An 11,831-nucleotide genomic window follows, 5' to 3' on the forward strand; every position below is an offset into this window, starting at 1 on the left:
AAAAACATAATTTTTCAATATAACTTAATAGTATAATGTTGATTTATCCTCAAGTAGGAATTCGTACTCATAATTCATTTTACTTAAATAGATTTAATATTTAATTTCTAGAAATCAACATAAAGTTTTAATCATCCGAACATATGATGAGCTTGTTGGTTTACTATAACTATTAATTTCATAACTGGGAATATAAGAATGGTGAAGTAACAAATTTTGAATATTTAAACCAAGAAGCCCAAATCCAGCTGATAAAGATTAAATAAATACTCTTTAAAAAGGCTATTATCCGAAATAACTTTTTAAAGATAAGTGCAATTATTAAAAATTATTAAACAGAACCATTTTGATATGTTAAAAGCCAATATGTTCCCAACAAACTATAAATTATTTCCGACTAAAATAGCTTATGTTACATGTCTATCTTTTTTTAGCTGTATATACTCTCAAAATTATTTGCACTCAGATATAGACAGCATTTTAATCAATGAAAATGAAAAATTACGGTTACTAGGCAAGAATAAAGAACTCCTATTTTTAAACGAGAAATTTATCAACGTAAGCAAACAGCAAAATTATCTTAAAGGAGAGGTTTTAGGGTATATTAATATTGGAACTATTTATGGAACATTAGGGGCGTACAATACCAGTTTACAATATCTGCAACTCGCAGAAAAGAAAATTAAAAATAGTAATAGTTTTTATTTATACAGTAAATTATATCAGGAGTATGGACAGTTTAATTATGTTATTGGGCTTGACTCTAAAGCATTACAATATAATTCTATGGCTATGTATTTTGGCAGAAAGATCACAGAACCTGCTGAGAAAAAAAATTTATCCAGCATCTATGCAAGCAGAGCTGATTTTCTTTATAACAAAACCCCTGATTCTTCTCTGATATACCTACATAAAGCGCTAAAAATAAAACCAAGCCCTGTTATCAAATGTCTTATTGCTAATTATTATTCAAAGCAAAAAACAGCACCTGATTCGTCTTCTTATTATTTTAATCAGGCTCTCCTCATGTTAGAAAAAATTGAATACTGGAATATTCAAAGGGGAATGACCTATTATTATGGCGGCAATTATTACTCGCAAAATGAAAAGTACGAAAAAGCCCTTGAATATTATAAAAAATCTGTTGAAATATTAGAAAAAACAAAACAAATTTATACAATACCACTTCTTTATAAAACAATAGCAGAAACCTATGAACATTTAAAGGATAAAAATAAGGAGCGTATATACCTTCAAAAATATACTAATCTAAAAGACAGTTTAAGCCATGAATGGAATCAAAGTATAAATTTATCGGCAGAGAAGACTATGAACAAACAAACGTTACAGGCAAAAACAAAAAAAACAGTCCAGATATATAATTTAATTATTGTATGTCTTGCTGTTTCAGTCTTTTTTTTCAGTCTGTTCAAATATAGAAAAAACTTTCTTTTCACCTCCAAACATAAAGCTGTTGAAAATATAAAAGAAAAACCAGAATCTATTACAACCAATGGAGTAAATAATGATCTTATTAAACTCGCTCAGGAAAATAATACGCTCTTTATCTCTAAATTTAAAGAAGTACATCCTGAGCTGGTAAAAAAAATTCGATTGCTGAATCCCAATATATCAAAATCAGAACTTTCATTGTGTGCTATGATATGGTTAGGCCTGTCTTCAAAAGAAATTGCCTGTAATACTTTTATGCAACATCGATCTGTACAGACGAAAAAAAACCGTCTCAGAAAGAAATTAAATATTCCCTCAAATATCGATTTATATCTGTTTTTCAGAAAACTTTAATGAGTTATGGAAATCAACAACAAAAAGAATTGATTACCATTAAAAGCTAAAGTATTTCATTTATCCATTCTTTTCAGAAAAGCCCTAATAACTCTCATAAATTTTATTATTATCTATGGAATGATGTATCCGCGATGTATCTATGACGTATCCATTATTTAGACAACTGTATCATTAAATATTAGTTTAGCAGAAGTAATTTCATAATTCCACTTCCACTTCAAAGAGATCAGCTTCTTACAACATATTTACTTTTCTTCAGCCAGAGCATCTCATGACCCTATTAATTAGTATTGCTTTTCTCTCTGGTTGAAGATTTTAAATAATTATATATATCATCAGATCTGTTTAATAATATTCCCTCTAATTACAAGATCTGTTTCCCTAAATAAAAAAAGGACAAACCATTAAGAAATGATTTGTCCATATGAAGTGACCCGGCTGGGATTCGAACCCAGGACCCATACATTAAAAGTGTATTGCTCTACCAGCTGAGCTACCGAGTCGGCCACTTACTTTTTTCAGTAAATCCCTTTATTTAAGGGACTGAAAAAAATAAAAACTTTTTCATTAAATCCAAATTTTCCTGTGCATTTTCACTTAAAAAATTAGATGTAAAACTCAAAAAATGATAAGTTATATAAATTGGCAACAACCAGAATCATCATTTACTGTCTATATACACTTGTTTATTAAATAGATTCAATAATTTTAACTAAGATATACAAAAGATTGAGAGAAATAATTCTTCCATTGCATCTCTACTGATTTCGTAAATCCACTACTGGAACTGTTAATTTCATATGAACAATCATTTTAGGTTGAATATCTCATCACAACAGTAGCAGCTTAAAAATTGTGACTCTGCCTGGTTTTTGTTTTGTTAATCGTGCTTATTGAACTCCTCATGATTTTCTTTTCCCATTTCTGAGATCCATCAAATTAAAGTTAAATAATCATATGGCATTTTGTTGGGTGGTATCAACCTATTGAGTAATAACCTCAGGCTGTTTAGATAAGTGTTGTTTGGATACACCATACAGGTAATGGTATTATAATAACCCCGCCAAGCTATCTATGTTAATAAAAATCTTCCCTGTAGATTCCTTTAAAGTGGGAAATCCGTAACCAGAATTATTTTTATATTCATTTTTCATTTCCAGACACCGTGTCTGATGTACTTATATCGATTTCTGCAAGATAATAGCAATGCTGTCCCTAAAAACACATACATCAAATATATAACACCACATAAAACAACTGAATATCAGATACATAAAAACAAAGCACATTATTTATGTATCTGATAAAAATATTTAACATCTATATTACAATAATCATTATCTATTTTATTTACCCAGATAAAGAAACATATTTACACTTAAACTTTGAGGTTGTATATTTACTGACTGCTGTGCGACATTGCCATTTATACTATTGGTGGTAAAGGAATGGGAGTGGTCATTCTGGTATAAGACGTTAGTATTAACGTGATCCTTATTTCTGGTACCTGTACCAATCTTTCCTGCTAGAAATGTATAAGAAAAGGTGTCATTTGAAACTCTCCCGTTATTATTGATAATATCATATTTTATTGTAGGAGCTACCGAATTTGTAGAACCTGAAAGCTGAAAATTAGGAAGTTGACTTCTCGTTATTGTTCGGTTATTGTTGCTGCTTATACTTCCTAATGTACTATTATTCTGTACAAGATAGGAATTTGCCGCATTAGGAAGATTTGTTGAAAAGCCTAAAGATTTTGCTGCAGCTATTTGAGAACCAGTTAGACCATTAATTGATCGGCCATCTAATTTTATCCAACCATTGTGGTCAGAAACCGAAAAACTGGGCATAATATCCCCAATATTAAACGAGCTTACTCCACCTCCATCAACAGATCGCCAGAATGAATTACTGAAAATAAATTCCAGGGCTTTTCCATTGGGAACAGTAATTCCATCCAATATGGCTCCAAATCCCCCTGTAGTATTGTTATACACAATAAGACGCTGGCCAGCATTTGGAGCCGCATATGCATTAACGGCTATATTTGTTGTGGCGGCTCCGATAAGTTGTATCTGGCTTACATTGACGGGAACGGAAACCGTATTCCCTGAAACTGTTAATATGGTTTCCCGATTGGTAATCGCTCCGTTTACATCCAGTGCTGTGCCTGGAACACTAAGGCCAATCCCAACATTACCATTAGATAACATTACCAAATCATCTTTGGTATCAGCTGCGGTAGGAATTCCTTTTGCTGGATTATTTTTCCGCCCATCCACATTAAATACTCCCTGAGGATTACCTGTATTAATTCCAACTTGCGATTTCACTACCAGTGAAAAGGTGACCAACAAGCATGTTGGTAAATTTTTTTTTCTCATCATTTGTTATTTTTAATTGAATTAATATTAAAATCATTTGTGAAAATTTTAATAAAAATAATTTCGCAGCAATGTTAATATTTTTGAATATAAAACCCATAAAACATACTACATCATATATACAACATATACAACATATTCAAAATAATAAGTCAGCGAAATTAATGACAAAGTTTTGTTAGAATTGGCACATGTTGGCAGCTTACTTTTCAAAACAGCCACGCATAACACTAATAAATTTGATTGTTTCAGGCAAATGATGTACCTGTGATGTGGACATTATTTAGGCAACAAAATAGTTAAGGATTAATTTTGTATAGGTTTAATTTCCATATTACCCTTCAAAGGAACCAAGTTCTTATAACATATTTACTTTTCTTCAGCCAGAGCATCTCATGACCCTATTAATTAGTATTGCTTTTCTCTCTGGTTGAAGATTTTAAATAATTATATATCACCAGATCTGTTTAATAATATTCCCTCTAAATACAACATCTGTTTCCCTAAATAAAAAAAGACAAACCATTCATAAAATGATTTGTCCATATGAAGTGACCCGGCTGGGATTCGAACCCAGGACCCATACATTAAAAGTGTATTGCTCTACCAGCTGAGCTACCGAGTCGGCCACTTACTTTTTTCAGTAAATCCCTTTGTTTAAGGGACTGCAAAGATAGAAACATTTTTACTAAATCCAAATTTCCCACTACATTTTTACTTAAAAAAATAGGTACAAAACCAAAAAAATGGCAGGCCATATCCATTAATCCAAGCAGAAATTATTATTTCTAGTTTATAAACATCTGTTTATTAAATAATTTGCTATCAACAACACACCGACAGACCTTTTAAACGTATTTTAAATTAATTTTCTTAAAATTTAAAAAAATATTGAATCAGTCCATCATTATAGAATTTACCAAAGAAAAGGAGTTTTATCAGCTCTTGTATTCTCAGCATAATAAAGAGAAGGAAGAACTTGTGCCAGATACGTAAATTCACAGTAGCAATGTTCCATCAATCCAAACCCTATCTCATCCGGTAATGGATCATTACTTCCGGCACTTGACGCACCCAGAAAAAAGTGACTTCTCAGCGTACATCCCTGTGGCGTATCTCTTACAACATGAAACATATATCCATCCATAGGATCTCCATTGCGATCAGTAGGAGTATTTTCTCCAAAACCGATTCTGGCATATACAACTGCACTTACGTCTTTATTTATATATGCCTGCTCCAAAATTTCAGGATTAAAAATTTCTGCAGGATGATGAAACTTAATAACTGCCGGCACAGGAGGTATTTCTCCCAATGATTCTGTGGCATGTATGGTAGCCCCGATATAGTTTTCATTCTTGATCCATTTGCTGTCCCAGCCGCTATGTAGCACATGATCATGTGGATGCCATAACTTCAGGTCTGCAGTTGTTTCAAAATAGGTAAACCACCAATCCAGCATCTTCCCTTTACAGTTGGGCATCACATTTCTCATCGCTACGTGCAGCATTCCGTTTTCCAATCTTTTGATACCTGCTTCCAGAGACATAGGCTTTGGAGATAAAAGGCTGTTGATATCCTTAAACGTAAGTTGTTCCACTTCTTTCGTAAGTTCCATAATTCAAATATTTTTTAGATTTATAAAATAACTCTTCAGCTGTTGGGCTTTGAATCCTGAAACAAAATTAAATCTGACACCCTTAAGTTTACTTGTATTATTTTCCAATCCAATGGCACAATCTGGAAATATGAGAAAAACAGAAAAATATAAGCCTTTGCAATGTCACACACCCGTAATTTGATTTTTAAAATCCTCTGGTGTATGGCCTGTGTGTTTTTTATAAAACCGGGAGAAATAGGCAGGATCATCAAAATTCAAATGATAGGCAATTTCTTTGATGGTCAATTCACAGGAAACAAGCATTCTTTTAGCCTCTACAATTACTCTTTCATGAAGCAGCTGTGTAAGTGTACGATCCATTTTTTCTTTCAGAATCTGATTAATCCGTTTTTCACTGATTCCCATTTTTTTAGAATAAAAGTCAGCTTTACGTTCTGTTTTATAATGTTTATCCATTAACATAATGAATTGATAAACCCGTTTCTGATTGAGATCCTGATGCAAAAAATAATGCTGGTTGATGCGGATGAGATTCAGTAAGAGAACTTTCAAGAGTGCTTTTAAAGCCAAATAAGTTCCCATCGGATTATTATATTCTTTCTCTATCAAATAAGGTGAGGTGCTGTAAAGTTTCTGCAGTATTACGGTCTATTGCAAAACCACTAAGCTGGCCATGCACATTGAAAAGATTGAAAACATCCAGGGCATATTCCTGGTTATCTTCCTCCAAATATTCTCTATCAAAAGCTATTATACAGGCTTTCTTATCTTCCATCTCCGGTTTTGTACTACGATACGGAGGAATAAAGTATATATAACCCCCTTCTTCATTGCTATGATCCTCTCCTCTTTTGTAATCTTTCATCCAGATAATCTCAAAAAAATGGGCTCGCTGTGAACGGTGCAGATAATTAGCCGGAGCATGAGAAAGTTCAAAAAAAATAAATTTTGACGGATCAATCTGATGAATGAATTTCATATACTCTGTAATTTGACTGTAAAGATACAGCTATACCTCACTGAAAGCTATGACAGAGGAATAATGTTTTGCCAGCAGAATTCAATTTACTCAGTATTTATGATTGTAAAAACTCTATAAAGGGATAAAAAGAACCCATGGACTATTCTATCTTTATTTCCTTAAGATTACAGAATTCCAGACCTTCTTGATCTATCTTATATTAAAAATTCAGAATTCATTCAGATTTTAATTCTAATTTTGAATAAAACAATTGTATGAAAATACTGGTCATTGAAGACGAAGCTGCACTAAGCAAAAGTATCATTACCTATTTAGGGCAGGAGAACTACCTTTGTGAAGTTGCTCCTAATATCAATACTGCTGTTGAAAAAATTGATTCTTATGACTATGACTGTATTCTTCTTGACATTTCATTACCTGACGGTAATGGACTGAGCGTTCTAAAGATATTAAAAGAGGATCATAAAACAGATGGTGTCATCATTATCTCTGCTAAAGATTCCATTGATGATAAAATAGCGGGATTACAATTGGGAGCTGATGATTATATCCCAAAACCGTTTCATTTATCTGAACTCAGTGCACGAATAGCTGCTGTAATACGCCGCCGGAGATTTAATGGGGATAATGTTCTGGTATTTCATGAAATCACTATTGACACGCTTGCGAAAACGGTAACTGCCAATAACCAAAAGGTTGATCTTACGAAAACGGAATACGACTTACTGCTCTATTTTACCATTAATAAAAATAGAGTTCTTTCCAAGACAGCCATTGCAGAACACCTTTCTGGCGAAAATGCAGATGTATATGATAATTATGACTTCATTTATGCTCATATAAAAAATATGAAAAAGAAACTCACAGCTGTTGGCTGCAATGATTATTTAAAATCTATTTACGGAATGGGGTATAAATTTGAATACTAAATGAAATTAATTAACTACATATCCCGTCGCTATGTAATCTATGCTATTTTTATCCTATTAATAGCCATTCCCGTATTTTATTTCTCCCTGCAATACCTGATGCTGAAAAGTCTGGATGAAAACATAAATCACCAAAAGAACTGGATAGAAAAAAAATTAAAAACAACAAACCCTGATAATTTTACTTCCTTTGAAAACAGTATTCTTGTCCGCCCATCCAATACTTCTAAAACTTTTGACTCTCTATATAGCCGACCTGTTTTCATCCCTGATGATAATGAAATAGTTATGCATCGGATTTTGGTTTCCAATACACTTGTTAATGGGAAACCCTATGAAATAAGGATTCAGAAATCCATGATAGAAGACGAAGATTTACTCAATAGCATTTTATTGCTTCAGCTAGGATTGGTTGTTTTGCTATTGACAGGTCTGATGATCATTAATCTTCAGCTTTCAAAAAAATTGTGGAAACCTTTCAATGATATTGTGAGTAAACTGAAGGTATACCGGGTAGATAGTGATGATGACTATCAGTTTATGCCCACCAATATTGAAGAATTTAAAAACTTAGGAAACTCGATTAAGGAATTGACAAAACGCAATCAAAAACTTTATAAAACACAGAAAGAATTTACCGAAAATGCGTCCCATGAACTGCAAACCCCTATAGCGGTCATGCAGGGCAAAGTGGAATTACTGATGCAAACCTCTCCCATTTCCCAGGAACAGGCTGAACTGATTGAAGAAATTTCCTTAGCAGGAAACAAGATGCAGCGCCTTAACCGAACTTTACTACTGCTAACTAAAATTGAAAATAATCAGTTTCCAAACACAGAAAAACTGTTTGTAAATAATAAGGTTCAGAAATTACTTAACCAATATGAAGAGCCCGCACAACAAAAGAATCTTCAATGGGAAATCTTGTTAAACAATGAGATTGAGATTACAGCCAATCCTATTCTTATTGATATTTTAATTGGCAATATACTATCCAATGCTATAAGACACTCAGAAAATGGATATCTGATTTCTGTAAAAACAGTACAGCAATCCCTTGTTATTGCGAATTACGGTAAGAAAAAGCTGAATGAAAAAGACTTGTTTCAGAGGTTTAAAAAACAATCAGAAAACACCAATAGTATTGGACTTGGGCTTGAAATGAGCCAGAAAATATGTGATCTGTATCATTTCAAAATTCAATATCATTTTGATAAAAGCCAGCATATTTTCACCATTATTTTCAATTAATTTCTACTTATTCTAAAAAATTCAGTATCTCTTCAGAATGTCTGTTCACTTTTACATCATTAATTAAAAAATGTAATATGAGAATAACAATTTTAGCGCTTTTACTTACAACAGGATTCAGCACAATAGTATTCGCGCAGGAGAAGAAAGAAAGTCGTAAAATTCCTTTAGCTGTAGAGAAAGCTTTTCAGAAAAACCATCCCAATGTTAAAGCTAAATGGGAAAAAGAAGGAGACAAATACGAAGCTGGTTATAAGCAAAACAGAAATAAAATAAGTGAACTTTACTCATCCGCAGGAGCATTAGAGGAAACTGAAATAACCATTCCATTAAGCCAACTGCCTGCACAGGTTTCCCAATACATCAGCAAGCATCAGCTGGGAGCTATAAAGGAAGCTGCCAAGATTACAAAAGCAGATGGCTCTATTCTTTATGAAGCCGAAGTAAAATCCGGTGATGCCCTATTTGATCCTAAAGGCAATTTTATCAGACTACAAAAAGATTAATTTCTTAGAGAAATGAAATATTGATAAGAGACCGGCTGAAGACAGTCGGTTTTTTTAATGCTTATTTATTCATAAAAAAACAATTCAGTTGAAAAATTCAGAATCTCAACAGAATTGAGTTTCATCTTTGATCTAAGAATTCGAAATAGTCTTATGAACATTCCTTATACATATCCGGTTCGATGTTTTTTAGTTCTGATAACCTTATTGCTTTCTCTTTCATTAGAGGCACAGACGGAGCATGCTCTTTCCTACTTCATTACTCAGGCACAGGCTAACAGTCCTTTGCTCAATGATTACAATAATCAGGTGATGTCTAATAAAATTGACAGTCTAAAATTAAGAGCAACCTATGGCTTTATCGTTGCAGGAGAAGCTAATGCGGGATATTCACCCAACATAAGAGGTTGGGGATATGACAATGCCTTAACGAACGGGCAATCTTTATTTGCAGGAGTAAGAGTTGCTAAAGAATTCATAAGCCGAAATAATCTTGATACGAGACTAAAAGCTTATGACGCTAACATTGCACAAATTCTGGCACAGAAAAACATCAGCATTCAAACGTTGAATAAACAGATAACAGATCAATACATCGCCACCTATACCAGTCAGCAGCGCTATGAATTAAGCAAGGAAATTATCAACCTACTCAACCACGAAGATTTGCTCCTTAAAAAACTCACTCAATCTTCTGTTTTTAAACAAACTGACTATCTGACCTTTAAAGTCACCCTACAACAAAACGAACTTACTTTACAACAGCAGCAGGCCGAGTGGCAAAGTAACTATGCTTTGCTTAATTATTTATGTGGTATTATAGATACTCAATTCCCTTTTTTACCTGCTCCCAATATTGATAAAACACTGAATCCCATTGATTTTAAAGAAAGTATGTATTCCCAGGCTTTCAAAGCTGACAGTCTGAAAATTGCCAATGACAGTGAGATTATAAAATACAACTACAAGCCAAAAATTACTGCATTTTCCGATGGTGGATATCAAACCTCTTTTGCTCAAACACCTTATAAAAATTTCGGACTGGGGATTGGTTTGGGAGTTTCTATTCCAATATACGACGGTCATCAGAAGAAAATGCTTCTGCAACAGAATCAACTGGCATTGCAGACCCGTCAAAAATATATGGAACAAACAGAAAGACAGTACCAGCAACAGATTTTTCAGATCCAAAATCAAATGGAGCAATACTATAAAATAATAGGAACTGCCAACGAGCAGATCAACTATGCCAGAACACTGGTAGAGGCCAATGCTAAGCAGCTGCCAACTGGAGATGTAAGAATGGTAGACTTTATTTTATCAATCAATAATTTACTGAGTCTTAGAGGCAATATTATCCAGTACCATGCTACTTTATTCAATTTACAGAACCAAATGCAATATTTAATTATTCAATAGCCATGAAGAAGTTATTTTATCTACTATTAGTGAGTCTTTTCACATTCAGCTGTAAGAAAAACGATGTTGTGGCTGCAGAAGAGGCAAAACCGGAGATGAAACCTAAAACAGAAGTCAATGTTGCTTATCCTTCAGATACCATCAGGCTTAGCAATACTATTACGCTGAATGCCACTGCAACCTATCTGTTGAAATCAGATGCAAAAGCCAACAGCACAGGCTATATTACTCATATGACAATTAGACTTGGCGACCGGATCAGCAGAGGCTCTGTGCTATTCGGACTGCAAACCAAAGAAGCTCGTGCACTCGGAAACACCATCAACAAGCTGGACAAATCTTTTAGATTTAGCGGCACCACAACGGTTGTTAGCCCGGCAACAGGATACGTTGTCATGCTAAACCATCAAATTGGAGATTATGTACAGGATGGTGAAATTCTCGCCACCATTACGGATGCATCCAGCTTTGGATTTGTTGTGGATGTTCCTTATGAGTATCTGCAACTGATAAAAACCCAAAACTTCTTATCTGTAAAATTACCGGATGGAAATAGCCTGCCTGCAAAAGTAGCCAAAGTAATGCCTTCTGTAGACGCCGTATCACAAACGGTAAAGGTTCTTTTGCAGGTTGCCAACAGCAGTACTATTCCTGAGAATTTAATAGGAACGGTTACTTTATCAAAATCAACGGCCTACGGCTTATCAGTGCCTAAAATGGCCGTGCTGAGCGATGAAACCCAGTCTTCTTTTTGGGTGATGAAAATGATCAACGATACGACAGCCATCAAAACACCTGTTGTAAAAGGAACAGAAACAGATCAGTATATTCAGATAAAATCGGGAAACGTTACCACAAAAGATAAGGTTATTACTTCCGGAAACTTCGGGTTAAGTGATACTGCTACTGTAAAAATTAAAAAGCATTAAT

General features: G+C 33.7%; 10 protein-coding genes and 2 tRNA genes. 6 read left to right on the forward strand and 6 right to left on the reverse strand.

The window, feature by feature from the left end; genetic code table 11:
* The first annotated feature begins 351 nt into the window (after positions 1-351).
* Positions 352-1,806, forward strand: coding sequence for a hypothetical protein (locus tag ACWPWS_RS07620; RefSeq protein ID WP_454046105.1), 1,455 nt, complete (start codon positions 352-354; stop codon positions 1,804-1,806).
* Positions 1,807-2,239: 433 nt separating this feature from the next.
* On the opposite strand, the gene ACWPWS_RS07625 is transcribed toward ACWPWS_RS07620, so the two are convergent.
* The 6 genes from ACWPWS_RS07625 to ACWPWS_RS07650 all read right to left on the reverse strand — a co-directional run bounded on the left by ACWPWS_RS07625 (position 2,240) and on the right by ACWPWS_RS07650 (position 6,793).
* Positions 2,240-2,312, reverse strand: a tRNA-Lys gene (locus ACWPWS_RS07625).
* 843 nt (positions 2,313-3,155) lie between these two features.
* Positions 3,156-4,196, reverse strand: a complete 1,041-nt coding sequence (locus tag ACWPWS_RS07630; RefSeq protein ID WP_454046106.1) for a hypothetical protein — start codon at positions 4,194-4,196, stop codon at positions 3,156-3,158.
* Between the two features lie 549 nt (positions 4,197-4,745).
* Positions 4,746-4,818 (reverse strand) — tRNA-Lys (locus ACWPWS_RS07635).
* A 291-nt stretch (positions 4,819-5,109) separates the two neighbouring features.
* Entirely contained in the window at positions 5,110-5,811 is a 702-nt protein-coding gene (locus tag ACWPWS_RS07640) for a DAPG hydrolase family protein (protein ID WP_454046107.1), read from the reverse strand.
* A 165-nt stretch (positions 5,812-5,976) separates the two neighbouring features.
* On the reverse strand, positions 5,977-6,366 hold the full coding sequence (locus tag ACWPWS_RS07645; protein WP_454046108.1) for a helix-turn-helix domain-containing protein: 390 nt from the start codon (positions 6,364-6,366) through the stop codon (positions 5,977-5,979).
* 37 nt (positions 6,367-6,403) lie between these two features.
* Entirely contained in the window at positions 6,404-6,793 is a 390-nt protein-coding gene (locus ACWPWS_RS07650) for a hypothetical protein (RefSeq protein WP_454046109.1), read from the reverse strand.
* A gap of 257 nt (positions 6,794-7,050) precedes the next feature.
* Here ACWPWS_RS07650 and ACWPWS_RS07655 point away from each other — a divergent pair, with 257 nt between their 5' ends.
* From ACWPWS_RS07655 to ACWPWS_RS07675, 5 genes are all read left to right on the forward strand, one after another.
* Positions 7,051-7,725, forward strand: a complete 675-nt coding sequence (locus tag ACWPWS_RS07655; protein ID WP_454046110.1) for a response regulator transcription factor — start codon at positions 7,051-7,053, stop codon at positions 7,723-7,725.
* Positions 7,726-8,976, forward strand: a complete 1,251-nt coding sequence (locus ACWPWS_RS07660) for a sensor histidine kinase (RefSeq protein ID WP_454046111.1) — start codon at positions 7,726-7,728, stop codon at positions 8,974-8,976.
* A 77-nt stretch (positions 8,977-9,053) separates the two neighbouring features.
* The gene (locus ACWPWS_RS07665) at positions 9,054-9,482 is read left to right on the forward strand and encodes a PepSY-like domain-containing protein (RefSeq protein ID WP_454046112.1); all 429 of its coding nucleotides are present in this window, start codon (positions 9,054-9,056) and stop codon (positions 9,480-9,482) included.
* A gap of 153 nt (positions 9,483-9,635) precedes the next feature.
* Positions 9,636-10,901 (forward strand): TolC family protein, encoded by a 1,266-nt coding sequence (locus tag ACWPWS_RS07670; protein ID WP_454046113.1) that lies wholly within the window; start codon positions 9,636-9,638, stop codon positions 10,899-10,901.
* A 2-nt stretch (positions 10,902-10,903) separates the two neighbouring features.
* Positions 10,904-11,830 (forward strand): efflux RND transporter periplasmic adaptor subunit, encoded by a 927-nt coding sequence (locus tag ACWPWS_RS07675; RefSeq protein WP_454046114.1) that lies wholly within the window; start codon positions 10,904-10,906, stop codon positions 11,828-11,830.
* Position 11,831: the final 1 nt, after the last annotated feature.

Source organism: Chryseobacterium sp. Marseille-Q8038 (assembly GCF_965111995.1).